The organism is Rhodococcus sp. NPDC019647 (assembly GCF_044389235.1).
Classification (GTDB): Bacteria; Actinomycetota; Actinomycetes; order Mycobacteriales; family Mycobacteriaceae; genus Rhodococcus_F; species Rhodococcus_F oxybenzonivorans.
The window spans coordinates 87188-112923 of the sequence record NZ_JBIRXS010000016.1 but is presented as its reverse complement, the minus strand read 5'-3'; the positions used below and the strand labels follow the sequence as shown (position 1 = coordinate 112923).

24 protein-coding genes and 1 pseudogene are annotated in these 25736 nt (G+C 66.8%); 17 read left to right on the top strand and 8 right to left on the bottom strand.

The features are described from left to right. Positions 1-29 precede the first annotated feature (29 nt). Positions 30-563 (top strand): potassium channel family protein, encoded by a 534-nt coding sequence (locus ACH49N_RS24925; protein ID WP_250769011.1) that lies wholly within the window; start codon positions 30-32, stop codon positions 561-563. Here the strand turns inward: ACH49N_RS24925 and ACH49N_RS24920 are convergent, their stop codons facing one another. Further along, positions 564-2282 (bottom strand): TIGR03767 family metallophosphoesterase, encoded by a 1719-nt coding sequence (locus ACH49N_RS24920; protein WP_358275146.1) that lies wholly within the window; start codon positions 2280-2282, stop codon positions 564-566. A gap of 229 nt (positions 2283-2511) precedes the next feature. Here ACH49N_RS24920 and groES point away from each other — a divergent pair, with 229 nt between their 5' ends. Both groES and groL read left to right on the top strand, forming a co-directional pair. Continuing rightward, positions 2512-2811, top strand: coding sequence for a co-chaperone GroES (gene groES / locus ACH49N_RS24915; protein WP_003940763.1), 300 nt, complete (start codon positions 2512-2514; stop codon positions 2809-2811). A gap of 93 nt (positions 2812-2904) precedes the next feature. After that, positions 2905-4515 carry a chaperonin GroEL gene (groL, locus tag ACH49N_RS24910; protein WP_109331503.1) on the top strand — a complete coding sequence of 537 codons (1611 nt, stop codon included), beginning with the start codon at positions 2905-2907 and terminating at the stop codon, positions 4513-4515. Between the two features lie 117 nt (positions 4516-4632). On the opposite strand, the gene ACH49N_RS24905 is transcribed toward groL, so the two are convergent. From ACH49N_RS24905 to ACH49N_RS24895, 3 genes are all read right to left on the bottom strand, one after another. Next, positions 4633-5364 (bottom strand): anti-sigma factor, encoded by a 732-nt coding sequence (locus ACH49N_RS24905; protein ID WP_358275148.1) that lies wholly within the window; start codon positions 5362-5364, stop codon positions 4633-4635. A 1-nt stretch (position 5365) separates the two neighbouring features. After that, entirely contained in the window at positions 5366-6034 is a 669-nt protein-coding gene (locus ACH49N_RS24900; protein WP_358275149.1) for a sigma-70 family RNA polymerase sigma factor, read from the bottom strand. A 159-nt stretch (positions 6035-6193) separates the two neighbouring features. After that, positions 6194-6487 (bottom strand): WhiB family transcriptional regulator, encoded by a 294-nt coding sequence (locus tag ACH49N_RS24895; RefSeq protein WP_005239766.1) that lies wholly within the window; start codon positions 6485-6487, stop codon positions 6194-6196. Positions 6488-6792: 305 nt separating this feature from the next. On the opposite strand from ACH49N_RS24895, the pseudogene ACH49N_RS24890 reads away from it, so the two are divergent. The 5 genes and pseudogenes from ACH49N_RS24890 to ACH49N_RS24870 form a co-directional block, all read left to right on the top strand. Beyond that, a pseudogene (locus ACH49N_RS24890) lies at positions 6793-6978 on the top strand (MerR family transcriptional regulator); the annotation flags it as partial. Positions 6979-7137: 159 nt separating this feature from the next. Next, positions 7138-7746 carry a transcriptional regulator gene (locus ACH49N_RS24885; RefSeq protein WP_358275243.1) on the top strand — a complete coding sequence of 203 codons (609 nt, stop codon included), beginning with the start codon at positions 7138-7140 and terminating at the stop codon, positions 7744-7746. Positions 7747-7827: 81 nt separating this feature from the next. Then, positions 7828-8679 carry a hypothetical protein gene (locus tag ACH49N_RS24880; RefSeq protein WP_358275151.1) on the top strand — a complete coding sequence of 284 codons (852 nt, stop codon included), beginning with the start codon at positions 7828-7830 and terminating at the stop codon, positions 8677-8679. 148 nt (positions 8680-8827) lie between these two features. Beyond that, on the top strand, positions 8828-9406 hold the full coding sequence (locus tag ACH49N_RS24875) for a sigma-70 family RNA polymerase sigma factor (RefSeq protein WP_109331498.1): 579 nt from the start codon (positions 8828-8830) through the stop codon (positions 9404-9406). Then, the gene (locus tag ACH49N_RS24870) at positions 9390-10403 is read left to right on the top strand and encodes an anti-sigma-D factor RsdA (protein WP_159925693.1); all 1014 of its coding nucleotides are present in this window, start codon (positions 9390-9392) and stop codon (positions 10401-10403) included. The genes ACH49N_RS24875 and ACH49N_RS24870 overlap by 17 nt, the downstream gene beginning before the upstream one ends. Before the next feature lie 83 nt (positions 10404-10486). Here ACH49N_RS24870 and ACH49N_RS24865 read toward each other — a convergent pair whose 3' ends face one another. Then, positions 10487-10891 carry a DUF5319 domain-containing protein gene (locus ACH49N_RS24865; protein WP_005239778.1) on the bottom strand — a complete coding sequence of 135 codons (405 nt, stop codon included), beginning with the start codon at positions 10889-10891 and terminating at the stop codon, positions 10487-10489. A gap of 219 nt (positions 10892-11110) precedes the next feature. Between ACH49N_RS24865 and guaB the strand changes: the two genes are divergently transcribed. From guaB to guaA, 4 genes are all read left to right on the top strand, one after another. Further along, positions 11111-12634, top strand: coding sequence for an IMP dehydrogenase (gene guaB / locus ACH49N_RS24860; protein ID WP_109331493.1), 1524 nt, complete (start codon positions 11111-11113; stop codon positions 12632-12634). Positions 12635-12660: 26 nt separating this feature from the next. Then, entirely contained in the window at positions 12661-13800 is a 1140-nt protein-coding gene (locus ACH49N_RS24855; protein WP_159925695.1) for a GuaB3 family IMP dehydrogenase-related protein, read from the top strand. 204 nt (positions 13801-14004) lie between these two features. Further along, positions 14005-15783, top strand: a complete 1779-nt coding sequence (locus ACH49N_RS24850) for a GMC family oxidoreductase N-terminal domain-containing protein (protein WP_159925697.1) — start codon at positions 14005-14007, stop codon at positions 15781-15783. Between the two features lie 67 nt (positions 15784-15850). After that, positions 15851-17422: a glutamine-hydrolyzing GMP synthase gene (gene guaA / locus ACH49N_RS24845; RefSeq protein ID WP_159925699.1), complete on the top strand. Its 1572-nt coding sequence runs from the start codon at positions 15851-15853 to the stop codon at positions 17420-17422. Positions 17423-17485: 63 nt separating this feature from the next. On the opposite strand, the gene ACH49N_RS24840 is transcribed toward guaA, so the two are convergent. Next, positions 17486-17725, bottom strand: coding sequence for a hypothetical protein (locus ACH49N_RS24840; protein ID WP_159925701.1), 240 nt, complete (start codon positions 17723-17725; stop codon positions 17486-17488). After that, positions 17703-19160 (bottom strand): PspC domain-containing protein, encoded by a 1458-nt coding sequence (locus tag ACH49N_RS24835; RefSeq protein WP_358275154.1) that lies wholly within the window; start codon positions 19158-19160, stop codon positions 17703-17705. Before ACH49N_RS24835 ends, ACH49N_RS24840 begins: the two co-directional genes overlap by 23 nt. A 197-nt stretch (positions 19161-19357) precedes the next feature. Here ACH49N_RS24835 and ACH49N_RS24830 point away from each other — a divergent pair, with 197 nt between their 5' ends. Together ACH49N_RS24830 and ACH49N_RS24825 are read left to right on the top strand one after the other, a co-directional pair. After that, the gene (locus tag ACH49N_RS24830) at positions 19358-20665 is read left to right on the top strand and encodes a PspC domain-containing protein (RefSeq protein ID WP_358275245.1); all 1308 of its coding nucleotides are present in this window, start codon (positions 19358-19360) and stop codon (positions 20663-20665) included. Continuing rightward, the gene (locus ACH49N_RS24825) at positions 20662-21321 is read left to right on the top strand and encodes a response regulator transcription factor (protein ID WP_250769034.1); all 660 of its coding nucleotides are present in this window, start codon (positions 20662-20664) and stop codon (positions 21319-21321) included. Before ACH49N_RS24830 ends, ACH49N_RS24825 begins: the two co-directional genes overlap by 4 nt. A 13-nt stretch (positions 21322-21334) precedes the next feature. Here ACH49N_RS24825 and ACH49N_RS24820 read toward each other — a convergent pair whose 3' ends face one another. Continuing rightward, positions 21335-22546, bottom strand: coding sequence for a serine/threonine-protein kinase (locus ACH49N_RS24820; RefSeq protein WP_358275157.1), 1212 nt, complete (start codon positions 22544-22546; stop codon positions 21335-21337). 199 nt (positions 22547-22745) lie between these two features. Here ACH49N_RS24820 and ACH49N_RS24815 point away from each other — a divergent pair, with 199 nt between their 5' ends. The 3 genes from ACH49N_RS24815 to ACH49N_RS24805 are packed head-to-tail and all read left to right on the top strand — an operon-like array spanning position 22746 to position 25721. Further along, on the top strand, positions 22746-23582 hold the full coding sequence (locus tag ACH49N_RS24815; protein WP_358275159.1) for a hypothetical protein: 837 nt from the start codon (positions 22746-22748) through the stop codon (positions 23580-23582). Beyond that, positions 23579-25132 (top strand): DNA polymerase Y family protein, encoded by a 1554-nt coding sequence (locus tag ACH49N_RS24810; protein ID WP_159925707.1) that lies wholly within the window; start codon positions 23579-23581, stop codon positions 25130-25132. The genes ACH49N_RS24815 and ACH49N_RS24810 overlap by 4 nt, the downstream gene beginning before the upstream one ends. Beyond that, positions 25125-25721 (top strand): dihydrofolate reductase family protein, encoded by a 597-nt coding sequence (locus ACH49N_RS24805; protein ID WP_358275161.1) that lies wholly within the window; start codon positions 25125-25127, stop codon positions 25719-25721. Before ACH49N_RS24810 ends, ACH49N_RS24805 begins: the two co-directional genes overlap by 8 nt. The last annotated feature ends 15 nt before the right edge of the window (positions 25722-25736 follow it).

The window sequence follows — 25736 nt, the reverse complement described above, 5'->3', positions numbered from 1 at the left end:
CCACCTGCGCAGTTGTCCGGAGGATTTTCATGGGAAATGCCAGCGAGTTTCGCAACCTCGACCCGCGTGATCGTCGGCGCCTGCTGCGCCGTGGGCTCGTGCGCCCGGTCGCGACGGTTGCGCTCTGCGGCGTGGGCTACTTCGTGCTCCCATGGACCTCGGTCGACGGCATCTCCACGATCACGCTCCTCGTGGGGGGACTGCTCGTCGTGCTGCTGGTCGCCGTGTGGCAGATCCGGCAGATTCTGCGGTCCGACGTGCCCACCCTGCAGGCCATCGAGGCGCTGGCACTGATTCTCCCCGTCTATCTGCTCGGCTACGCCGTGGGATACAGCCTGATGTCCCAGAGTTACCCGACATACTTCTCCGAATCCCTCAGCCGGATGGATGCCCTGTACTTCTCGTTGACGGTGTTTTCGACCGTGGGATTCGGGGACATTACGGCGACGACCGATCCGTCGCGCGCTGTCGTCAGTGTTCAGATCATCGGGAACCTGATTCTCATCGGCGTCGGCATCCGCGTGGTGGCGGCAGCCGTCGGCTGGGCCCGTGGACGGAAGTGACTAACGACCCGACGACAGCAACAGTTCGACGTTGTGGTCGACGGAAGCGCCCAGCCGGACGGGGTCGGTGTGAATGTCGTTGAAGGACAGCTCCCGATACAGAGAGGCGAGTCCGAGCGCGGACAGGTCCGTGTAGTCGACCGAGTACGGGCTGTCGGCTTCGAACAAGGTGGTGAGGATCGACACCGTGCCGTCGGCGTTGTCGACCACTTCGAGGATTCGCCCGTGCTGCGGAAAGTCGATGTGCGATGCGGTATTGACCTCCCAGAACGACTGTTCCGGTGTGGGTCCGGCCCAGGGGGTGATCCGGTTCTCGTGGGTGTGTCCGTTGACCCAGGCGAGCACGTTCGGGAAGCGATGGAGCAGGCTCACCAATTGTGCAGCCGGTATTCGGGGTTCGGTCGGATTGGCCGGGTCCGGGACGAGGTTGTCCATGGTGGTGCTCGTGTGATGGCTGAAGAGGACGAACCAGGTGTCCGAACGCGCCTGCGACACCCGGGCGCCCGCGGAGTCGTAGTAGACGCTGCTGCCGGCGAGCAACGTGTCCTCGATCCAGCGGAACTGGGCGGCGCCCAATGAGCCGTCGACGAAACCGGCGTGATTGGTGGAATCCATGCTGATACCGACCACACCGGGGGCGATGTCGAAGGCGTAGTAGCCGATTCCCGTATCACCTGCATCGGGAGCGAACCCGTGGCCTACCGGCCCGGGGCCGGTGTTGGCCGGATCCAGATGGGCGGCGATGAACTGGCGTGGTGTGAACGGGGCTCGTGTCGGATCGGGGGTGACCACCCGCGGTGGCGTCGTGAAGGCGGAGAGGACGCCGGCGATGGCGCCGGGGTCGTACTTCGTCGCGATGTCGACCGCCTTCGCCTGGTCGGGCGATCCCGGAACCTCGAACTTCAGTGAACCGGTGTACATCGCGTCGAGCGGTGGGATACCGCTGGGCACAGTGCCTTCGACGGAGTCTTCGTGATTCCCGAAGACGCAGTACCACGGCGTGCGTAGTCCGGGGCTGGTGACGGGGTCGATCGCTGCTCCGAGCAGGCCGGGGATTTCGGGGAAGCCGGCTTTCTTGTACATGTCCTGGATCGGGGACTCCGGGTTCCAGTACAGATCCGCACCTGAATTCTGCACGCCCTCGTAGCGGTCGGGCGCACCGGTGTTGGGGACGATGGTGCCACCGTTGAGGGCGGTGAGAAACCAGCTCAACTCGGCGAATTCTTTGTTGTCGGTGTTGTCGCCGGTGCTCACGACCGCGTCGAACGGCCGCTGGGTGTGGGGGCCGGCGGCGAGAGCGTTGACGCGGTGAACGAGGGCGACCAGCCCGTGCGCCGTGAGGGTTTCCTGCGGACGGAACGCGGAACCCGTGAAGGGATGGACGTATTCGAACCGCACCGGGGACTGGGCATCGACGAGGTGGACGTCCGTGAGCTGCACCAGCGAAGCGAGCGCGGTGCGGCGGTCTTCGCGGCCGTTCCGGGCCTCGGCGAGTTCGGTGCGCACGATCGTCGGCCAACCCGGACCCGCGCCGAGCTTGCGGTATCCGGACGTTCCCAGAGGGACGGCTGTCGCTTCGAGCGTGGTGCCCGCTCCGGAGGTGGGAAGGGGGGCGGCGCCTGCGTACTGCAGTCCCCACGGACGTCCGCTGATGCCCACCGCTCCGATGGCGCCGAGTCCGGCAATCGTGAGGAAGGTACGCCGGTTCATGTCAGACACCAGACGACCTTAGGTGACAACCCGTCCGGAGGGTGGGATTCCGCTGAGCGCGATCAGCCGGGGGCTCCTCCTTGAGCGTTGGCACTCTCACGTATAGAGTGCCAAGTGGCGCCGATCGAGCTCCGGCACCCGCGACGACGGGGCTGTGTGAAGTGCCGTAAACGGAACACTCAAACAGGTGTCCGAGGATGTTCCTCGGACCCAGATACCCCAAAGTGGAGGGCTCATCGTGGCGAGCGTCAACATCAAGCCGCTCGAGGACAAGATCCTCGTCCAGGCCAACGAGGCTGAGACGACGACTGCCTCCGGCCTGGTCATCCCCGACACGGCCAAGGAGAAGCCCCAGGAGGGCACCGTCGTCGCAGTCGGCGAAGGCCGCGTCAACGAGCAGGGCAACCGCATCCCGGTCGACGTCAAGGAGGGTGACACCGTCATCTACTCCAAGTACGGCGGAACCGAGATCAAGTACGCCGGTCAGGAATACCTGATCCTGTCGGCACGCGACGTGCTGGCTGTCGTCTCCAAGTAAGGCCATACGTGATCCGCCCCGGAGTCCCTACAGGATCCCGGGGCGGAGTGCGTTCACGCGCAGAACCCTGAAATCCAGGAGAAGACGGAACACATGTCCAAGCAGATTGAGTTCAACGAGACCGCACGCCGGTCTCTCGAGCGCGGGGTCGACAAGCTGGCCGACGCGGTCAAGGTGACCTTGGGTCCGCGTGGCCGCCACGTAGTACTGGCGAAGGCCTTCGGCGGCCCCACCGTCACCAACGACGGCGTCAGCATCGCGCGGGAGATCGACCTCGAGGATCCCTTCGAGAACCTCGGCGCGCAGCTGGTCAAGAGCGTCGCCACCAAGACCAATGACGTCGCGGGTGACGGCACCACCACCGCCACCGTGCTGGCTCAGGCCATCGTTCGCGGCGGTCTGAAGAACATTGCCGCAGGCGCCAACCCGATGGCACTCGGAGTCGGCATCAACGCCGCCGCCGAGAAGGTCGTCGAGGCGCTGCTCGCGGCCGCCACCCCGGTCGAGGGCAAGAAGTCCATCGCCCAGGTCGCCACGGTTTCCTCGCGTGACGAAGAGATCGGCGAACTGGTCGGCGAGGCGCTCACTCGCGTGGGCACGGACGGTGTCGTGACGGTGGAGGAATCCTCCAGCCTCGCAACCGAGCTCGTGATCACCGAAGGCGTCCAGTTCGACAAGGGTTACCTGTCGCCGTATTTCGTGACCGATCTCGACGCGCAGAAGGCCGTGTACGAGGACGCCCTCGTGCTGCTCTACCGCGAGAAGATCAGCTCACTTCCCGACTTCCTGCCGTTGCTGGAGAAGGTTGCCGAGAGCGGCAAGCCGCTTCTCATCATCGCCGAGGACGTCGAGGGCGAGGTTCTCTCGACCCTGGTGGTCAACTCCATCCGGAAGACGATCAAGGCCGTCGCGGTGAAGGCGCCGTTCTTCGGTGACCGTCGCAAGGCGTTCCTCGACGACCTCGCCATCGTCACCGGCGGTACGGTCATCAACTCCGAGGTCGGGCTGAGCCTCAAGGAGGCCGGACTGGACCTCCTCGGCAGTGCCCGTCGCGTCGTGGTCAGCAAGGACGAGACCACGATCGTCGACGGCGCCGGCACCGACGCCGACATCAAGGGCCGCGTCGCGCAGCTGCGCCGGGAGATCGAGAACACCGACTCCGACTGGGATCGCGAGAAGCTCGAAGAGCGTCTGGCGAAGCTGGCCGGCGGTGTCGCGGTCATCAAGGTGGGTGCCGCAACCGAGACGGACCTCAAGGAACGCAAGTTCCGCGTCGAGGATGCCGTCAACGCCGCCAAGGCTGCTGTCGCCGAGGGCATCGTTCCCGGTGGCGGATCGGCCCTCGTGCAGGCGAGCACCGAGCTGGTCGACAACCTCGGTCTGACCGGTGACGAGGCCACGGGCGTCAAGGTCGTGCGCGAAGCGCTGCAGGCGCCCCTGTTCTGGATCGCCAGCAACGCCGGTCTCGACGGTTCCGTCGTTACCAGCAAGGTCGCCGAGCAGCCCAAGGGGCACGGCTTCAACGCCGCGACCCTCACCTACGGTGACCTGCTCGCAGACGGTGTCGTCGACCCCGTCAAGGTCACCCGCTCCGCTGTCGTGAACGCGGCGTCGGTGGCACGGATGATCCTGACGACCGAGAGCGCTGTGGTCGAGAAGCCCGAAGAAGAGCAGGAGCAGACCGGTCACGGACACAGCCACTGAGGCGGTAGCCGCGAACCGATCGATGTCCTCATCTTTCGGCCGAACGAAACCCCCGTGCGGATCTTCCGCGCGGGGGTTTCGTCGTGTCGCGGCCGTATTCCCGCCGACCCGGTTCGCTCAGCTCAGCGTGAGCACGGCGAACGGGTTCGACGTCGGTTGTGGTGAGCCACCGGGCGGCTCGATGGTGAAGGCCAGCTTCGTCATCGAGCCGATGTCGTCGAGGACGACGGTGGTGGTCGGCAGGACGTCGTCGGGGGTCATGGTTCCGGCGGGGACCGGTGCGTCGCCGGACTCGGGCAGTAGCCACATCTGATACACGCTGTCGGCGGCGGGCGGGACGACATCGTTCATGACGAGCACGGCGGCGTTTTCGGACTTCGAGTAGCTGGCCGTGGCGGAGCCGCCCCCGGGAATGGGAGTGCTCGACGACTGCATGTCCGCGGCCTGGAGTACCTGCTCGGCTACGGTCGGGTCGGGGCCTTCCGTGAGTTGCCGGGCGATGACGGTTCCGCCTGCGAGTATTCCGACCGCAGCGGCGGCCGCCACCGCTATCCGCCAACGACGCCGGCGGTTGCGGTGGTGGTCGAGGTGGACGGGCGCATAGGTGTCGTCCTGTGCGCTCTGTCCGATCTGTTCGAGCAACCTGGCCCGCAGCTGGGGTGGCGGGGCGACGGCGCCCACCTCGCTGATTACGGCGAGGGATTCGCGAATAGCCCGTACCTCGGCGGCGAACGCGACTCGGGTGTCCTCGTCGGCGGCGGCGACCCGGGCGTCGAGTTCGCGGCGTTCCTGGTCGTCGAGCGCGTCCAGTGCGTACGGATAGGCCATGCCCAGAAGATCTTCGTTCATCTCACAGACCTCCCAGGCATCCACGAAGACGTGTCAACCCGTCACGTATACGGGTCTTCACCGTGGACAGGGCGACGCCCAGGTGAGCGGCGACCTCTCGATAGGTTCGTCCGTCGTAATACGCCATCGCGACCGATTCGCGTTGGGTGGCAGTGAGAGTGTCGAGGCACGCGAGTACCGATTGATGCTCGAGCCGGCGGGTGACCTCTTCGGTGACGTGATCGAACGGCCCCGAAAGGGAGGTGCTCTCGTAGAGCGCCTGACGGTCGGTACCCGCCTGTTCGGACCGCACACGGTCGACCGCCCGGCGGTGGGCGAGCGTCATCAGCCAGGACATCACCGAGCCGCGGCTCGGGTCGAAATTCGACGCGGTGTTCCATGCCTGAAGGAACACTTCCTGGGTGGTCTCCTCGGCGTATCCGGGGTCGCGCAGCACGCGCAGGACCAGTCCGTGGACCCGGGCGCTCGTGCGGTCGTAGAGCTCCGCGAAGGCCTCGGCATCACCGCGCGCAACGCGGACCATCGCGTCACGAAGTTCCGCGTTGTCGGTGGCACGCACTGCAGCAGCATCGGCAGAGCCCACCGGGCACACATCTTCGGCCGGTGTGATGCCCTCGTTGTGGGTCACGAACGCTCGTCTCGCTTCATCGAGCACCACGGTAGCGTGCATGTCCGGTCATCTCCTCCAGCCGGTAGGCATTCGGAGACGGCATCGATGTGGATGGGTGATCGGGCCGGGTGTGTGATGCACGGAACCCCCCGTCCGTATCGACGCGCCGGCTCGACGCCGGCGTGGACGAGGGGTTCCAGGGTCGGTCCGCCCGGAGCGTCAGACCGCGATACGCCCGCGGCGGTGCCGCGCATGCATTTCACGCTCGGTCTCGGACATTCCGCCCCAGATCCCGTACGGCTCGGACACGCTCAGCGCATGGTTTCGGCATTGTGCGAGGACGGGGCAGCGGCGGCACATCTCCTTGGCGCGGGTCTCCCGCTGTGCTCGCGCCCGCCCACGCTCGCCGTCGGGATGGAAGAACATCGAGGAGTCGACTCCGCGGCACAGTCCGTGCATCTGCCAATCCCAGATATCGGCGTTCGGACCGGGGAGGTGGTTGGGTGCAGGCATATGGACTCCTTAGCTGCAAGCTCGCCTCGGGCGGCGAGCGGACCGTGGGCTCGATGTTCAAGCCGCTAATCTTTCACGTCGCTAACCGTAGAGTCGTTTCGGAAATCGCGTCAATAGTTGTTCACAGTGGGAATTTACATATCCCACAAACTGAAAGTTAACCTGGAAAATATTTACATTCCGGCCGGTCCGTGATTCGGTTTCGGGTTGAAAGACCATAGGTCACAGGTAACGATGTCGAGGTGCCCCAGTCAGCGGAGTCCGACGCTCAGCACGCTCACGATCCTGTCGGCAGCGAGCCGACGATGGCGGTATCCGCCCTGGCCAGACGGCTTGGCGTGGCGCCGTCGACGCTGCGCACCTGGGACCGTCGTTATGGGATCGGGCCGTCCGCGCATGCTCACGGCAGTCACCGCCGATACACACCGCGGGATGTGGCTCGACTGGAGTGTATGCAGCAAGCACTCGACGAGGGGGCGAGCCCGGCCGAGGCTGCGAGATATGCGATTAACGCAATAGCTACATATTCGTCGAATTCGGAACCGACGAGTTCTCCGCAAATTCTGGGTGACAACTCTGTAAACGAAGGCAAAACAAACTCGTCGCACTTTTCGGCCACGATTTCCGTCCTCGAAGACGTCGAGCCTGCAGTGCGGAATCTGTCGAGGGCCTTGATCGCTCGCGACATCGTCACGATCCGCCGCATCGTTTCCCGCGCCGCCGCCGAGCGCGGATTGCCTGCCGTGTGGGAGGCCGTGCTCGTCCCGGTCCTCGACTGGGCGAACGAGGGGCGGAACTCGGACGCCGCCGCAGTGAACTGCCGTGCCTTCGTCGAATGCATGACGGGCATCCTGTCGACGATGACACTCGACGCCCCGATCGCCGTCGGCGGACGGGTGCTGCTCGTGGACGTCCCCACCAGCCTCGACTTTCGACGGCCGTCAATCGCGCACGACCTCGGGTTCCGCGCGCTCGGCGCTGCGCTGGCCACGGCGTCGGTCGACGTCCGCACCTCGAGGCCGGTGGGCCGCACCGCCCTACTCGCGTCCGTGACCAACGCGGAACCGGACGTGATCGTGCTCTGGCTGCCGCCGGGAGACTGTGACGTGGCATCTCTCTCGCGCGCCATCCGGCGTCGCCGCAGTGGCCTTGCATTGCTGGCGGCCGGACCCGGGGCCGCAGCGGCACATCTGCCCCGGTCGATGAAGTCGGTCGGGAATCTGGGTGACGCCGTCGACGCCGTCACCGCACTCATCTGACCAGCCCCGGCGCAGCGGTGACATGAAGCTGCGGCGCAGCGGTGACATGAAGCTGCGGCGCAGCGGTGACAGGATGCGGTCGTGCCCACCACTAGTCGCCACATCGACATCACAAAAATCTTGACCGGCGCGGCGTTCGGCCCCGATCCGGGACGGCACCCGCTACCGACGTCCGCGCGTCCCGTCGAGCGGTGGATGCGGGCGGTGGCGCTGGGTGGTCAAGGCCGCTACAGCAGGGCGCGGGCGGAGCTCACGGACATCACCCGCGACCGGCAGGCCGGTCCGGCGGTCGCATCCCTGGCCTGGAGCACGCAAGCCTCGTTGTTACGGCAGCTGGGGGACCACCGGGCCGCGTCCGGTCTCGACGGCCGGGCGCTCGCCCTGATCGGCAGCGGACCGGCTGACCCCGCGGGGGGTGCGCTCGAGCTGGCGGCACGGTGCGATGCGCTCACCGGGCTCGCCGCCGACGCACTGGGATGCGGACGCCTGGCCCTGGGATGGCGTCTACTCGATCGCTGTGGACAGCACCTCGGAGGGGAAGGCGCGGATACGGACGACACCGGGAGTCTCTGGCGACAGCACGTCCGGTTGCATTGGGTGAGCGCCGAACTCTCGCTGGCGGGCGCCGACTTCTCGTCGGCGCGCCGCCACGCCGTGGCCGCGACAGAAATTTCGGCGCACGTCGGTTCGGTCCGCCACCACCTGAAATCCCAACTGCTCCGCAGCGCATCGATGACAGGGGAATCCGATTCCGGACCGGCTGCGCACCTCGCCGCCGAAGTACTCGAGGGATGTGAACGACACGGTCTGATACCGCTGAAGTGGGCCGCTGCCATGTTGCTCGCCGGCGTGACCGGCGATCCGCGCGCACAGCAGGCACGCGAAGAGTGTGAGGAGATCGTCGCGGGCCGCGGCGGACACTTCCGGCGGTGATGGTCCTGGTCGGACGTCCAGGGGCGCTTCCGGGCGAATCCGGGCGAATACCGCTCGGTCCGCACCGTTACCCTTTAAGTGTTCCGCTGAGAGCGGGAGCACACCCATCGGGGGAGGTGCCACTGTAACGCCAGGATATTCACGGACGATGACTAATACGAGCGAGGAGTTGGACTCCGCTGTCGCCGCTGCAACGCAGGGCGACCGGGCCGCTTTAGCTCTGGTCCTGGAAAACATTCGGCCCCTGGTTGTGCGCTACTGCAGAGCCAGGGTCGGTGCTGCGGAGAGGGGACAACTCTCCGCGGATGACGTGGCACAGGAAGTGTGCCTCGCCGTGATGACCGCCTTACCTCGCTACGAGGACCAGGGACGGCCTTTCATGGCATTCGTCTACGGGATCGCCGCACACAAGGTCGCAGACGCGCATCGAAACTCCGCACGTAACAAATCGGAACCGGTCGCCGAAGTACCAGATGTCGTAGCCAACGATGACGGACCCGAACAGAGGGCGCTCGACTCGGAAGCGAGCAGGCAGATGAACGATCTGCTCAGCACGCTGCCGGAGAAGCACCGGGAGATCTTGATCCTCCGCCTCGTGGTCGGAATGTCGGCAGAGGAGACGGCTGCGGCCGTGGGTAGTACCGCGGGAGCTGTCCGCGTAGCTCAACACCGAGCTATCGCGAAACTGAAAAAAGAAGTGACAAAGGCAGGTGAGAGGTTTGGCTAGGGGAAACAAGCGGATCGGCAATCCCGATGCCGATCTCCCAGGCGGCGACGCACCAGTGGACGTTGCGGCAGTGCGCCGTGACGATGCACTGATCGACGCAATCGCCGGTGGTGGTCCTGTTGCGACGGATTCGCCGGAGCAATACGAGCTGGCACTCCTGCTCGCGAATTGGCGCGCAGACATCGTCGCGACACCGATGCCGGACGGGCCGCTGCTCGACGACGTCATCGCGGCCATGGACGAGGCGGATGCTCGCGAAGCCCGGAGCGCCGCTCGCGGCAAGTTGCGTCTACTACGGCCGATCGCGGGCGCTGCCGCAGCGATCGCGGTCGTGATGGGCGGCGCCACCATTTTCTCCTACAACGCCGAACCGGGCGATCCGCTGTGGAGCGTCAAATCGGTGGTCTTCAGCCAGCAGGCCGATTCGACGGTGGCGCAGATCGACACCACGTCACAGCTGCAGGAAGCCGAGCGCATGCTCGCGACCGGCGACGCCGAGTCCGTCAAGAACCTGCTCGACAACGCGGCCGACCGCGCCGGCGGCATCCGCGATGCCGACCAGCGGCGCGAACTCGAAGTCTGGCGTGCAAAGCTCGCAGCCCAGCTGGCCGAGATTGCACCCACCACGACCGCGCAGGCGCCCGCACCCGGTACGACCACGACGGACGCGCCCGCTCTGACCACTCAGCTACCGACGTCGCTGCCAGGACTGCCGGGCACCACGTTGCCGGGCGTCGAACCGCAGCCAGGAACTACTCTGCCGAGCACCGACCTCCAGTTGCCGGGACTCCCCCCGATTCCCTTGCCGCAGTTGCCTCAACTGCCGCAGACCCAGCCTCCGCCGCCCTCCACGGTCGATCCGACGATCATGTTGGTTCCCACACAGCCGACGGACGATCTCCCGACCTTTGAGCCGCCGACGCAGCAACAGCAGCAGTCGACGGTGCCCTTGCCCACCACGACCACCGTTCCGGTGCCTCCGCCCCCCACCAGCTGACATGGTGCGCCGTTACCGGCGCACACAACTGTGGCCCGACACTTCGCGTGTCGGGCCACAGCTGCGTCTACGGGTGATTCGGGTCAGGCGTCGAAGCCGTCACCGTGCAGAGCGTCGTTCATCGAGGCGTCGGCGTAGCCGCGGCAGTAGTCCCAGGTGACGTACGCCTCAGGTGTCGGGTCGTAGGCAGGCTCGTGTGGCCGGACGGTGCCGTCCACGAGGAGCTGGAGGAGGTTGGCCCGGAGCATGTCCCAGTCGTGATAGTGATCCTGCTGACAGTCTTCACAGCACACGACGAGGCCACGAATCCCGCGATGGGCCAGCAAAGCCTCGTATACGGCGAGGTCGGCCAGGTCTTCCTCCACAGCGAGTCGCTCGTGGGGGTCGAGTGGCTGGCCCGGTTCGATCGCATCGAGAGCTGCGGACGGGTCGGCGGGGTCGCCGGCAAAGGGGTCCGGGGGCAGACCGGGAGGCAGTTGATCGCGCACAGCACCACGGTACGCAGGTCAGGCCGGTCTGCGCCAGCCGTTCGGCGTAGGCCCAGCGTGGGTGGGCTCGCATGAGGATCCCGGGGAGCCGATACCATGGTCTGAGGAGCTGGGAATATCGATCGTTGCTCCGTCCTTTCTGTCTGTATCCGCATTCCCGAAATTTCCACGACGGCGCTACCGGCGCTGCATCCGAGTTCCATGGAGGGCCCGAACCGCATGACCAGTTCAGCAGGGCATGTACACACCGGCGGTGACGACCCGAACAAGGTCGCAATGCTGGGTCTCACGTACGACGACGTCCTGCTCTTACCGGCGGCGTCGAACGTCATCCCTGGCCAGGTCGATACGTCCAGCCAGCTGACTCGCGACATCAGACTGCGGGTTCCCCTCGTCAGTTCCGCGATGGACACTGTCACCGAAGCGCGCATGGCCATCGCCATGGCCCGCGCAGGCGGTATGGGTGTTCTGCACAGGAACCTGTCCATCGACGCTCAGGCCGGGCAGGTCGAGACGGTCAAGCGATCCGAGGCGGGCATGGTCACCGACCCGGTCACGTGCAAGCCGTCCGACACCCTTGCCGAAGTCGACGCCAAGTGCGCGCGCTTCCGCATCTCCGGACTCCCGGTAACGGATGACGCCGGTCAGCTCGTCGGCATCATCACGAATCGTGACATGCGCTTCGAAGTCGACCAGAACCGCGCCGTGTCGGAAGTCATGACCAAGTCGCCGTTGATCACCGCCCAGGAGGGTGTGACCGCGGAGGTGGCATTGGGTCTGCTCCGTCGCCACAAGATCGAGAAGCTCCCGATCGTGGATGGTCAGGGCAAGCTCACCGGCCTCATCACGGTCAAGGACTTCGTGAAGACGGAACAGCACCCCGATGCCACCAAGGACCGAGACGGGCGCCTGCTGGTCGGTGCGGCGGTGGGTGTCGGCGACGAGGCGTGGAGTCGGGCGATGGCGCTCACCGACGCCGGCGTCGACGTTCTGGTCGTTGACAGTGCGCACGGGCACTCCGCCGGCGTGCTGGACATGATCTCGAAGCTCAAAGCCGAAGTGGACGAGCGGGTCCAGATCATCGGAGGCAACGTCGCCACCCGTAGCGGTGCGGCGGCACTCATCGAGGCAGGAGTCGACGCCGTCAAGGTCGGTGTGGGCCCCGGATCCATCTGCACCACCCGTGTGATCGCCGGCGTCGGCGCCCCGCAGATCACTGCGATCCTCGAGGCCGTCGCCGCCGCGAAACCGCACGGTGTGCCGGTCATCGCAGACGGCGGACTGCAGTTCTCCGGCGACATCGCGAAGGCGCTCGCCGCGGGCGCGTCGACGGCGATGCTCGGGTCGCTGCTCGCCGGCACCGCGGAGTCGCCGGGCGAGCTGATCCTCGTCAACGGCAAGCAGTTCAAGAGCTACCGGGGGATGGGTTCCCTCGGCGCCATGCAGAGCCGCGGCGCGGCCAAGTCGTACTCGAAGGACCGCTACTTCCAGGATGACGTGCTGTCCGAGGACAAGTTGGTGCCCGAGGGCATCGAGGGCCGGGTCGCGTTCCGCGGCCCCCTGTCTCAGGTCACGCATCAGCTCACCGGCGGTCTGCGGGCAGCCATGGGTTACACGGGAGCGTCGACCATCGAGGAGCTGCAGAACGCCCAGTTCGTGCAGATCACCGCTGCGGGTCTGAAGGAAAGCCACCCGCATGACATCACCATGACGGTGGAAGCTCCCAACTACACCGCTCGCTAGCAACCAGTCACGAGAAAGGGGCGCGCGTGCGCGACCTCGTTGAGATCGGCATGGGCCGAACAGCCCGACGAACCTATGAGCTGGACGACATCGACATCGTCCCCTCCCGGCGGACGCGCTCCTCCAAGGAGGTGTCCACGTCCTGGCAGCTCGATGCCTACCGCTTCGACATTCCCGTGCTCGCGCATCCCACCGACGCGCTGGTGTCGCCGGCGTTCGCGATCGAGTTGGGCAAGCGTGGTGGTCTCGGTGTCATCAACGGTGAAGGACTGTGGGGCCGCCACGCCGATGTCGAGGCGAAACTCGCCGAGCTCGTCGCCCTAGCGGAATCGGACGTCGACGTCGAAGCTCCCATCCGGAAGCTGCAGGAACTGCATGCTGCGCCGCTGCAGCCGAACCTGCTCGCTGCCGCGGTGGCGCAGGTCCGTGACTCCGGGGTCACCACCGCTGTGCGGGTGAGCCCCCAGAATGCGCGGGCGCTGACTCCGCATCTGATCGAGGCCGGCATCGACCTCCTCGTCGTCCACGGCACGATCATCTCCGCCGAGCATGTCGCCCACGGCGACAGTGAGCCGCTCAACCTCAAGACGTTCATCTCCGAGCTGGACGTTCCCGTCGTGGCCGGCGGGGTGAGCGATCACCGCACCGCGCTCCACCTGATGCGCACGGGAGCGGCAGGTGTCATCGTCGGGTACGGCTCCACGGAGGGGGCTACCACCACCGGTGAAGTGCTCGGCATCGGTCTTCCCATGGCCACCGCCATTGCCGACGCAGCGGCCGCTCGACGTGACTACCTCGACGAGACCGGTGGGCGGTACGTCCATGTCATCGCGGACGGGGACATCGCGTCTTCGGGCGACCTCGCCAAGGCGATCGCCTGTGGTGCGGACGCAGCGGTGCTGGGTGCGCCGCTCGCGGTCGCGGCCGAGGCGCCCGGCGGCGGCTGGTACTGGCCGTCGGCGGCAGCCCATCCGTCGGTTCCCCGTGGCACGATGCTGCCGGTGTCCTTCGGCGAACGACCGTCGCTCGACCAGGTCCTCGCGGGCCCTTCGAACGATCCGTACGGTTCTCTGAACTTCGTCGGCGGCCTGCGCAGATCCATGGCGAAGTCCGGTTACTCGGACCTCAAGGAATTCCAGAAGGTGGGCTTGACGGTCCGCGCGTAGAGCCTCGTCCGCTCCACTTTCTCTCCTCGCCCAATGCCCTCGGTGTAGTTCGACAGCACCGGTGCGGCATTGGGCGATTATCTTGTGCTGGTGCGCAGCCGTTCCTGATACCAATCGTTACAGTTAAGGTAACCCTTGTGGCAGCTGTCACAGCGCTGGGGTGCATACTGGCGAGTAATAACCCAGGTTCGGTGGAGGTCGAGGATGAAGAAGCAACGCGCGACGGACTATGACGTTCTCATCGTCGGGTCCGGATTCGGTGGCAGCGTCACCGCGCTCCGGCTGGTGGAGAAGGGGTATAAGGTCGGCATCCTCGAAGCCGGCCGGCGTTACGCCGATGCCGACTTCGCCAAGACCAGCTGGGACCTGAAGAAGTTCCTCTGGGCACCTGCGCTGGGACTTTTCGGCATCCAGCGGGTTCACCTCCTGCGCGACTGCCTGATCCTCGCGGGCGCCGGAGTGGGCGGCGGATCGCTCAATTACGCCAACACGCTCTACAAGCCGCCCGCCTCCTTCTTCCAGGACCGGCAGTGGGCGCACATCACCGACTGGTACGACGAGCTCAGCCCCTACTACGACCAGGCCCGGAAGATGCTCGGCGTGGTTCAGAACCCGCACATGACGCCGGCCGACGAGATCATCAAGTCGGTGGCAGAGGACATGGGGGCGGGTGACACGTTCATCCAGACCCCGGTCGGCGTGTTCTTCGGTGAGCCGGGCAAGACGGTTCCCGACCCGTACTTCGGGGGAGTGGGTCCCGACCGCACCGGGTGCATCGAATGCGGCGAATGTATGACCGGCTGCCGGCACGGTGCCAAGAACACCCTGCTGAAGAACTACCTCGGTCTCGCCGAGAAGGCGGGCGCCGACATCATCCCGATGACGACGGTCACCGGTCTGCGGGAGCTTTCGGACGGCACCTGGGACGTTTTCACCCGGCGGACCGGCCCGGTCAAGAACCGCAAGCGCAAGACGTACACGGCTGCCCAGGTCGTGCTGGCCGCCGGAACGTGGGGCACGCAGCACCTGCTGTTCGACCAGAAGGAGACGGGCGCGCTCCCGAAGATCTCCGATCAGCTCGGTGTGCTGACCCGCACCAACTCCGAGTCGATTCTCGGCGCGGCCAAGAACAAGGTCGATCCCGCGCTGGAGCTGACCAAGGGCGTCGCCATCACGTCGTCGTTCCATCCCACTTCGGACACCCACGTCGAGCCCGTGCGCTACGGCAAGGGTTCGAACTCGATGGCGCTGCTGCAGACGCTCCTGACCGACGGCGGCGGCCGACGGTGGATGACGTTCCTCCGCGAACTCGCGAAGGATCCGAAGGCGCTGAAGGTGCTCACCCCGTACCGGTGGAGTGAGCGGACCATCATTGCGCTGGTGATGCAGAATCTCGACAACTCCATCACGACGTACACCAAGAAGGGCCTGTTCGGCCGGCGCAAGTTCACGAGCAAACAGGGTCACGGTGAGCCGAACCCCACCTGGATTCCTGCGGGCAACGAGGCCACGAGGCGCATCGCGGAGAAAATCGACGGCCGCGCGGGAGGCACGTGGGGTGATGTGTTCAACATTCCGCTCACGGCGCACTTCCTCGGTGGCTGCACGATCGCCTCGGACCCCGAGCACGGTGTCATCGACCCCTACCACCGCGTGTGGGGATACCCGACGCTCAGCGTGGTCGACGGTGCCGCGGTGTCGGCGAACCTGGGGGTGAACCCGTCGCTGACCATTTCGGCGCAGGCAGAGCGGGCAGCGTCGCTGTGGCCGAACAAGGGTGAGAAGGACTTACGCCCCGCCCAGGGCGAGGGATACCGCCGCCTGAACCCGGTGCCGCCGACCGCGCCGGTGGTTCCCGCCGACGCGCCCGCAGCGCTGGTGCTGCCGATCGTCGAAATCCGCAACGGTTCCTCGACGGCGGCCGCGAAGGAACAGGGTGTCACCCAGAACCAGGGTGTCGCCCAGAGTCACGGTGTCGCCTGAAGAGCGGCGGTCGTGCACGGACATGGGGTCGCGCAGACCACAGAGCTGCGCCGATTAGACTGACCCGGTGACAGATATCGAGCAACAGAGACCCGTCCTCGTCGTCGACTTCGGCGCGCAGTACGCGCAGCTGATCGCCCGGCGGGTGCGTGAGGCGAAGGTCTACTCCGAGGTGGTCCCGCACACCGCGACCGTCGCGGAGATCGAGGCGAAGAAACCTCTCGCCGTGGTGCTCTCGGGTGGGCCGTCGAGCGTGTATGCCGAGGGTGCGCCGCAGCTGGACCCGGCGTTGTTCGATCTGGACGTCCCGGTGTTCGGAATCTGCTACGGATTTCAGGCCATGGCCGGCGCTCTCGGCGGCACGGTGGCGCATACGGGCACACGCGAGTACGGCCGCACCGACTTGACGGTGCAGGGCGGGCTGCTGCACGACGGCCTCCCCAAGAACCAGCCGGTGTGGATGAGCCACGGGGATGCGGTCACCGAAGCGCCGGAAGGCTTCGAGGTGACCGCGACCAGCGAGGGCGCCCCCGTGGCCGCGTTCGAGGACCGGGCCCGCAAACTCGCGGGAGTGCAGTACCACCCCGAGGTCCTGCATTCGCCGCACGGTCAGCAGGTACTCAGCCGATTCCTGCACGAGATCGCGAACATTCCGCCGGCGTGGACGGCCGCGAACATTGCCGACGCCCTGATCGAGCAGGTGCGCGAGCAGGTCGGAGACGGCAAGGCGATCTGTGGGTTGTCCGGTGGCGTCGATTCCGCGGTTGCGGCGGCCCTCGTGCAGCGCGCGATCGGCGACCGACTGACCTGTGTGTTCGTCGATCACGGTTTGATGCGTGCCGGCGAACGAGTGCAGGTCGAACAGGACTTCGTGGCCGCGACAGGTGCGAAACTGATCACCGTCGATGCCGCGGACACCTTCCTCGGCGCCCTGGCCGGGGTGTCGGATCCCGAAACCAAGCGCAAGATCATCGGCCGCGAGTTCATTCGCAGCTTCGAGGGCGCAGTCAGCGACGTGCTGGGTGAAAACGCTGCGCACGGTGACACCGTCGACTTCCTGGTGCAGGGCACGCTCTACCCGGATGTGGTCGAGTCGGGCGGCGGCACCGGAACCGCCAATATCAAGAGTCACCACAATGTGGGCGGGTTGCCGGAAGATCTGCAGTTCACGCTCGTCGAACCGCTCCGGTTGCTGTTCAAGGACGAGGTGCGTGCCGTCGGCCGCGAGCTCGGCCTGCCCGAGGAGATCGTGGGACGCCAGCCGTTCCCGGGCCCGGGACTCGGTATCCGCATCATCGGCGAGGTCACCGAAGAGCGCCTCGACATCCTGCGGCACGCCGATTCCATTGCGCGCGAAGAGTTGACGGTTGCCGGGCTGGACAAGTTGATCTGGCAGTGCCCGGTAGTGCTGTTGGCCGACGTCCGCAGCGTAGGGGTGCAGGGTGACGGGCGGACGTACGGTCACCCGATCGTGTTGCGGCCCGTGTCGAGTGAAGACGCGATGACGGCGGACTGGACGCGAGTGCCGTACGAGGTACTCGAGCGCATCTCCACCCGCATCACCAATGAGGTGCACGACGTCAACCGAGTGGTGCTCGACATCACCAGCAAGCCGCCGGGCACCATCGAGTGGGAGTGACGCACTGAAAAGCGCGGTGGGTGAGTCCGAGGACCCGCCCACCGCGCTTCCGTGTTGCCCGGGCTATCTCTTTCTATTCGGTGCGAAGACGAGAACTGCACCGACGACCACGGCGACGAGGACGAACAGCCAGCGGAATTCGACATTCGCGAGGGGTTCGAGGGAAAAGGGACCGACGAGGGCCCAGCCGCTCACGAGCAGTGCTGCCAGACCTGCGAGGAACAGGAGCGGGGACGGCCGTTTCCGTGAGGTGGTGCCGGTGTCCTGAGTGTCGTCGATGTCATCCACGACGCACCTCCACATTTCCGAATTGTGCGTTCACGTCGAGATTCAAAATGTGTCCTTCCGGTCCGTCCGCTCCGCCGTCGAGACCGTCGGGCAGACATTGGCTGTCACCGAACTGAACCGAGCAGTCGTTGCGGACGTTCATGTTCGGTGGCAGGAGCACGATCACCTCACCGTTTCCGTTGACGGTCACCGTCTTGTCCTCGGTGAGCTCGACCCTGCGGAGGTCGAGTGTGAAGCTGCCGAAACCGCCCGAGTATTCGGAATCGAGGTCGGCCGCCGACATGGGCTCCCATCTCTGTTCGCCCATGCTGCGTCCGTCGAAGTTCAGTGAGCCGACGAGCGAGGCCAGAACGACGAATCCCACCAGTGGTCCGGCGACGACGAGCAATCCGTAGCCCTTGCGGACAACACTTCCGACTACGAGGCCTGCGCCGATCACGGCGAGTGCGACGGCACCGATACGGCCCGGGTTCAGCCATTCCGATCCGGTGGCGACCGACAGTGCCGTCGCGGCTGCGGCAGCGAGGATGGCGAGTCCGATGACCATGGTGGTCAGGCGAGAGTGCTTACGTCCGGGTGCCGCGGCGGGTGCGGGAGTTACGGCCGGCTCGGGAAGGTCCCAGGCGAAGGGGGCCACTCCCAGCGGATCCCAGGCCGGTGGACGTGGTTCGAGTGGTGCGAACGGTGCCGGAGGCGCGAAGCTGCTGGGGGTCGGCTCCGGAGACTTCTCGAACGACACAGTCTTCTGCTCGCTCGCTGGGGGTTCGGTGAGGGGCGGTGTGTTCGTTCGATCCGTGCTGTCCGCGGTGGGAGTGGCCGCGCTGCTCGGCGTGTAGGAATCGGGGAGCTTCGTGTACGGACTGTAGGTGGGGTGCGGGCCGGCGCCGTACGCGCTGCCGCCGTAGGCACCGGCGCCATACGGGTCGGCGCCGAACGGGTTGCCGCCGAACGGTCCGGGGGCGTAACTCGTGCCCGGATAGCCCGTTCCGACTCCGGTCGGTGCGACCCCGGGCGGGAGGGGCGGCGGCACCGGTTGCCGTTGATACAACAACCACAGTCCGCCGAGCATCAACGCCATGCTGATCAGACCCGATCCGCCGAGTCCGACACCGAACGGCCCGACCGTGCTGGCGGCGATGGCGAGAGCGACGAGGAGGACGACGGTCTTGGTGCCCGAATCCGAGCTGTGGCCGCGGCCGACGAGGGACTCCGCCGGCGAGGCCGGGTCACCGGACTTGGTGAGGCCGAGCCAGCACACCAGATAGAGGAGTACACCGGCGCCGCCGAAGATGGTCGACACCACGAAAGCGACTCGTATCAGTACGGGATCGACGCCGTAGCGGTATCCGATTCCCGCACAGACACCGGCGACGTGACCTCGCCCGGGCAACCGCACCGGCCGGGTCCGCCACAGATCGTGCATCTGCTCTTGGAAACTCCCATTGCTCATACGACCATCGTTGCGGCCGACGCCCCGCGCGTACATCGGGAACTACCCTGATCTTTCCACTCGGAACGGGCCGTGCCGGTCCGCGAAGTCAGGGTTGGACCCTGATGCCCGGGCGGGGTGATCGTGCCAGTATCGAGTATGTGCAATCTGTGTCGAACGCCGTGCCTTCTGCAGCGCAGACCGGTGGTGGCCCGCTGATGCCACCGCTGTCGCCGGGCGATGTGCCGATGCCGCGGCTCGAACGCCGGGCCGCGGGTCGTGTCGTCGGTGGTGTCGCGGGCGGTATCGCCGATCAGCTGGGTGTCGACGTCCTGAAGGTGCGCGTCGTGTTCGCCGCTCTGGCGGCGCTGGCCGGTGCCGGCATCGTCGCGTACGGCCTCCTGTGGATCTTCACGTCGGCGGGTGCCGACACGGAGAAGCCCAGCGCGTCCGAACGACGCAGGGCCATCGGCCTGATCGCCATCGGTCTCGCTGGCGCCTCCGCATTGTCGTGGTTGTTCAGTGGCCGTGCGGGATCGGTGATTGCGCCGATCATCGTGGTGGCGGTGGGTGCGGCGTTGGTGTGGCGGGAATTCGATTCGGAGGGCCCGCGCACCGTGATCGGGCTGCCGCAGCGGCCCACCGTTCTCACCTGGGCGCGGGTTCTCGGTGGCGTGACACTGATCGTCTCCGGGCTGGGCGTGGTGATCCTCGCTCAGGTCGATCTGGAGGCCCTGCGGTCGTCGTTGCTGGCGGTCGTGGTGACCCTTGTCGGCGCCGGCCTACTGACCGTGCCCCTGTGGTTGCGGCTGTGGCGTGCCCTCGGAGCGGAACGGGCAGCGAGAATTCGCAACGAGGAGCGTGAGGAGATCGCCTCGCATCTGCACGACTCGGTCCTGCAGACGCTGGCGCTGATCCAGAAACAGGCAGATCACCCACAGGAGGTGGCCCGGCTCGCGCGCGGACAGGAACGCGAACTGCGCAAGTGGTTGTTCGGCGGCGGCGACGCCGACCAGTCGAGTCTCGCGGAGGCGCTGCGCATCATCGCCGGTGAGGTCGAGGACCAGCACGGTGTGACGGTGCGGCCGGTGACGGTGGGCGACGTCTCCCTCGACGTCGAGGGGACGGGCGAGGGGCTGTCGAAGGAAAGCTTCACAGCCTTGCTCGGTGCGACGCGGGAGGCACTCGTCAACGCGGCCAAGCATTCCGGCGAGACCGACATCAACCTCTTCGCCGAGGCGGAGCGCGAACAGGTCAGTGTGTTCGTCCGGGACCGTGGTGTCGGCTTCGACATCGACGAAGTGCCGTCGGATCGGCAGGGACTGGCTAAGTCGATCCGCGGGCGGATCGATCGCCGGGGTGGACACGTGGACGTGCGGTCGGCGCCCGGCAAGGGCACCGAGGTCCGGATCTCCATGCCGCGAAACGGCCATGCCAAGGCCGGGGCGGATGCTACCGAGATTACGGACGACGCTGGCCTAGAGTGGGGCGACACTACCGTCCACGCCGAGGAACAGCCACAGTGAGCTTGCCTGAAACACCGCCGTATCGCGTCTTTCTCGTAGATGATCACGCCGTCTTCCGGTCCGGTGTGCGTGCCGAACTCGGACGGGAAGCAGACATGGAGGTCGTGGGGGAGGCCGGCGGTGTGGCAGAGGCGGTGTCGGGTATCAACGCCACCGCCCCGCACGTCGTCCTCCTCGACGTTCACATGCCCGAGGGTGGTGGTGTCGCCGTATTGCGCGGCATCGAGGAGGGCCCGGTGTGTCTGGCGCTGAGCGTGTCCGACGCCGCCGAGGATGTGATCGCCGTGATCCGGGCGGGTGCGCGCGGTTATGTAACCAAGACGATCTCGGGTGGGGAGCTGGCCGACGGAGTCCGCCGGGTGGCCGGGGGTGACGCCGTGTTCAGCCCGAGGCTGGCCGGATTCGTGCTGGACTCCTTCACCGGCCGCTCCAATGCTCCTGAACCGCAGCTGGATCCGGAACTCGATTCGCTCACCCCGCGTGAGATGGAAGTTCTGCGGCTGCTCGCGCGGGGGTACACGTACCGTGAGATCGCCGAGGAACTGGTCATCTCGGTGAAGACGGTGGAAACCCATGCATCCAACGTGCTGCGCAAAACGCAGCAGTCGAACCGCAATGCGCTGACCCGGTGGGCGCACCGTCGTCGGATCGACTGATACGTCGGTCCGCTCAGGGCTGGGCCAGCAGGACGACCACGGCGACGAGCACGGCCAGTATCAAGATGGCGACCATCACGCCCATGGCGATCGGTGCCCACGCCACCACCTGATCGCGGACGGTGGGTTCGGGTGCACCGGGGGCGGGCGGAGTGGGCCGCGGCGGCCACTGCAGTTTGCCCAGCGGGCGGGGAACGTTCTTCAAGGGAGTGCTCTGGGGCACCGCGGGGAGGCCGGCCTGAGTGGAGCCGATCTTGCTCCGTCGGTGCGGAGGGGGCAACGGAGTGGAACGGTGGGCCCAGGAGGGAATCGTGCCGTCGGCGGAATAGACGGGTGAGCCGACGAGGTGGGCGACATCACCGCCCCCGCCCATGGCCACCCGGGCCAGCGCGTCGCGGGCCTCGGCCATCGTGGGACGTCGCGCCGGGTCGGGTTCGAGTAGGTGCAACAGCGTTTCGGTGAGCGGCCCGGCCTTGGCCGGGCGGTAGATCTCGGCCTTCGCGACGCGATGCAGGAGTGCGATGGAGTCGGAATCGATGCCGAACGGCGGCTGCCCCTCGACCACGGTGTACAGCGTGGACCCGAGCGAGAAGACATCGCTGGCCTCGGTGGGATCCTGGCCGCGAGCAACCTCGGGGGAGAAGTACGCGGGGGTTCCGGTGATGACGCCGTTCGTGGATTCGGCGGCGTCGCCCTTGGCGCGGGCGATGCCGAAGTCGCTGATCTTGACGGTGCCGAGTTCCCGGCCCCGGTCGGCGACGAGGATGTTGCCCGGTTTGATGTCCCGGTGCACGATGCCCGCCGCGTGCGCGGCCACCAGGGCGTCCGCCACCTGCGCACCGATCTGAGCCACCTCGAGGGGCGGCAGCGTGTCGGCGATGTTCATCGCCTGGGCGAGGCTGCGGGACGGTAGGTATTCCATGACCAGCCAGGGCTCCCCGGCTTCGAGCGCCACGTCATACATCGCAATGGAATGGCGGTGGGTGAGTTTGGCGGCGTTGCGCCCTTCCCGGAGAGTGCGTTCACGGACGCGGCGGGCCTCGTCGGGGTCGAGTCCGGCCGTCGTGATGACCTGTTTGACGGCTACGTCCCGGTGCAGCAGTGTGTCTCTCGCCAGCCACACGGCACCCATGCCGCCGCCGCCCAATTTGGACCTCAGACGGTACCTTCCCGCCACCAGGTATTCGGGTCCGATGCCCCTTTCGCTCTGCGCCTGCTCAGTCACGCGTTCAGGTTAGAGGATGATGCGGACACGGGCGGTGTGACGCTCCTGACCTGCGAATACGTGGTCCACTTGACGGGCACTCACCGACCGGCTTTACTGGAAACGAGTTCGAAAATACGTTCGAACGTAGCGTCTGTTCGAGCCGCGTCTTCCCCGTGGTTGCCGACCGCTGTTGGTGCCGAGTGACAGGGGTGTCGAGTTGGCTGATGTGGCCGCAGTTCCGGAGTCTGCTGCGCCGCCGGAGTTGTCGGGGCTCTCCCGTCAGGAGCGTCTGGACTTCCTCCGGCGAAGGATGGCGGCGGTCCCCGCTCGCGGGGAAGCGGTGGCGAATCGCGCTCCGATGGAGGAAGCGCTGCACACACCGGGCAAGTCTTCGGCCCCCGATTCGGACACGGCCGGGGTGCTCCCGGTTCCGGCTGCGCTGGCCGACCTTCTTCCGAGAGGCGGGCTGGTGCGGGGTTCCGTGGTATCGGTTTCCGGTGCCACCTCGCTTCTGCTGGGGCTGATCGCGTCGGTCACCGCAGACGGGGGACATGTCGCTGTGATCGGGCATCCCCAGCTCGGGTTGCTCGCCGCTGTCGAGATGGGGGCGCAGCTCGAACGCCTCGCTCTGATTCCCGACCCCGGAGCTGATCCGGTGGAGATCGCCGCGGTGCTGCTGGACGGTATGGAACTGGTGGTACTCGGCCTGGGTGGAGCCTCGGTGGCGCCGTCCCGTGCCCGCGCGGTGGTGGCCCGCGCGCGGAGCAAGGGTTCAACCCTGGTGGTCACCGACGGACACTGGGACGGTGCTGAGATGCGACTGGATGCCCGGGTCCGCGGATATGCGGGACTGGGCAAGGGATCTCAGGAACGGGGGTGCGGCCGGCTACGTTCCCTCAGCCTGGCGGTGTGCGCCCGGGGGCGGTCGTTTCAGCCGCGCACCACCCGGCTGGACGTGCGTTCGGCGCAGGGTCGAGTGGAGTGGGTGAGCACGCCGGACATCGCTCTCCCGGAGGCAGGCTTTCCGGAAGCGGCGGAAGTGGTGGGGCTGTGAGTCGCGTAGTGGCGTTGTGGTGTCCCGACTGGCCTGCGGTCGCAGCTGCTGCAGCCGTGGACCTCCCGCCCACTCATCCGGTGGCGGTGACGTCGGGTAATCGTGTGGTGGCCTGTTCGGCGACGGCCCGGGCTGACGGGGTGCACCGGGGACTGCGTCGCCGCGAGTCCCAGGCCCGGTGCCCCCGGTTGCACGTGGTGACAGCGGATGCCGAGCGGGACGCGCGGTTGTTCGAGCCGGTTGCCGCGACCATCGACGCCGTGGCTCCCGGAGTCGAGGTGCTGCGTCCCGGGCTCGTGGTGTTGTCGGCGCGGGGCGTCAGCAGATACTTCGGCTCCGAGGAAGCCGCTGCGGAGCGGTTGGTGGACCAGGTGTCGGCTGTGGGGGTCGAGTGTCAGGTGGGCATTGCCGATCAACTGTCCACGGCCGTGATCGCCGCTCGCAGAGGGGTGCTCGTGCCTCCCGGCCGGGGAGCGGAGTTCCTGGCACCGCTGCCGATGAGGGAACTGGCTGCCGAACCCAGTCTCGCGGCAGCTCACCGTGGTGAACTGGTCGATCTGCTGCACCGGCTGGGACTGCGCACCATCGGCGCCTTCGCGGCGCTGCCGGCAGGTGATGTGGCGTCCCGCTTCGGAACCGACGCGGTGCTTGCCCATCGTGCGGCGCGGGGTGAGCCGGAGCGTCCCCCGTCGGCGCGATCGCTACCTCCCGACCTGGAGGTGGAAGAACACTGCGACCCCGTGATCGAACGGGTCGACGCCGCAGCGTTCGCAGGCAGGGCGTTGGCGGAGAAACTGCACCGCACGCTGTCCGACGCGGGGGTGGCCTGTACTCGGTTATCGGTGTCGGCAATCACCGGCAACGGGGAGCAGTTGTCCCGGACGTGGCGATGCGCGGAGCCGTTGACGCCGGAGGCGACGGCGGACCGGGTGCGGTGGCAGTTGGACGGGTGGTTGACCGGGCGCAGCGAGAAGCGTCCCACCGCGGGTATCGCGGTCCTGCGGCTCGAGCCGGTGGAGGTGGTGGCTTCCGGCGCCCTGCAGTTGGGGCTGTGGGGTGGAGTCGGAGATCAGGACGAGAGGGCCCGGCGAGCCCTGGTGCGGGTGCAGGGACTTCTCGGCGGGGAGGCCGTGCAGGTGGGTGTTCTCAGTGGTGGGCGGGGTCCGGCGGAGCGCATCACCCTGCTGCCGTTGGGGGATGAGCTGATTCCTCGTTCCGATCCGTCGGAGCCGTGGCCGGGAACGCTCCCCGAACCGGCACCTTCCGCTGTGTTGACGGCACATCCCGAGGTCGGCATCGTGGACGCACGGGGTGCTGCCGTGACGGTCACGGAACGCGGTGTGTTCAGTGCGCCTCCCGCCCGGTTGCGCTGGGGGAGTAAAGAGTGGACGGTGTGCGGATGGGCGGGACCGTGGCCGGTGGACGAGCGGTGGTGGGATCCGCCGGCCGCCCGGACGGCGGCCAGGGCGCAGGTGCTGCTCGAGGAGTCGCGGGCGCTGCTGGTGATCTGCACGGCGGATCGGTGGACGGTGGAGGGAATCTATGAGTGAGGTGTCTACGCCCGCAACTCGCCGGGTGATCGTGCAGGAACTGACCACTCTCGACGGGTTCGTCGCCGGGCCGTCGGGCGAGCTCGACTTCTTCGAGGCGGTGTCCGATTTCGGTGAGGTCGATCGGGACAACATAGATCTTCTCGCCGACGTGGATCTGGTTCTGTTGGGCCGCAACACCTATCAGATGTTCGTCGAGTACTGGCCCACCGCGGAAGGCGAGGTGGTGGCCGAGGTGGTGAACACGCTTCCCAAGCTCGTGTTCTCATCCACCCTCGGCAGGGCGCCGTGGGGATCGTGGGAACCGGCGCAGGTGTACGACGGGAACGTGATCGAGCGGGTGCGGCAGTTGCTGCGGAAGCCCGGTGGTGACGTGGTCGTGTGGGGGAGCATCACCCTGGCCAAGTCGCTACTCGCGGCAGATCTGGTCGACGAGATTCAGCTGCGCGTGGTGCCGGTGCTGCTGGGGCGCGGGCAGCGTCTCCTCGACGAGGACACCGGGATGCACGCCCTCACGCTCCTCGAGGCCAAGGGTTACGAGTCGGGGATCGTGACGCTGCGCTATCGGGTCGTCCCCGCCACACCGTGAAACCCAACTTGTGGA

Excerpts from the sequence above, each read along its gene's own strand:
- ACH49N_RS24925 (WP_250769011.1), top strand. The coding sequence starts at position 30 with ATGGGAAATGCCAGCGAGTTTCGCAACCTCGACCCGCGTGATCGTCGG.
- groL (WP_109331503.1), top strand. The coding sequence starts at position 2,905 with ATGTCCAAGCAGATTGAGTTCAACGAGACCGCACGCCGGTCTCTCGAG.
- ACH49N_RS24905 (WP_358275148.1), bottom strand. The coding sequence starts at position 5,364 with ATGAACGAAGATCTTCTGGGCATGGCCTATCCGTACGCACTGGACGCG.
- ACH49N_RS24900 (WP_358275149.1), bottom strand. The coding sequence starts at position 6,034 with ATGCACGCTACCGTGGTGCTCGATGAAGCGAGACGAGCGTTCGTGACC.
- ACH49N_RS24895 (WP_005239766.1), bottom strand. The coding sequence starts at position 6,487 with ATGCCTGCACCCAACCACCTCCCCGGTCCGAACGCCGATATCTGGGAT.
- ACH49N_RS24875 (WP_109331498.1), top strand. The coding sequence starts at position 8,828 with ATGACTAATACGAGCGAGGAGTTGGACTCCGCTGTCGCCGCTGCAACG.
- guaB (WP_109331493.1), top strand. The coding sequence starts at position 11,111 with ATGACCAGTTCAGCAGGGCATGTACACACCGGCGGTGACGACCCGAAC.
- ACH49N_RS24850 (WP_159925697.1), top strand. The coding sequence starts at position 14,005 with ATGAAGAAGCAACGCGCGACGGACTATGACGTTCTCATCGTCGGGTCC.
- ACH49N_RS24840 (WP_159925701.1), bottom strand. The coding sequence starts at position 17,725 with ATGTGGAGGTGCGTCGTGGATGACATCGACGACACTCAGGACACCGGC.
- ACH49N_RS24835 (WP_358275154.1), bottom strand. The coding sequence starts at position 19,160 with ATGAGCAATGGGAGTTTCCAAGAGCAGATGCACGATCTGTGGCGGACC.
- ACH49N_RS24830 (WP_358275245.1), top strand. The coding sequence starts at position 19,358 with ATGCCACCGCTGTCGCCGGGCGATGTGCCGATGCCGCGGCTCGAACGC.
- ACH49N_RS24805 (WP_358275161.1), top strand. The coding sequence starts at position 25,125 with ATGAGTGAGGTGTCTACGCCCGCAACTCGCCGGGTGATCGTGCAGGAA.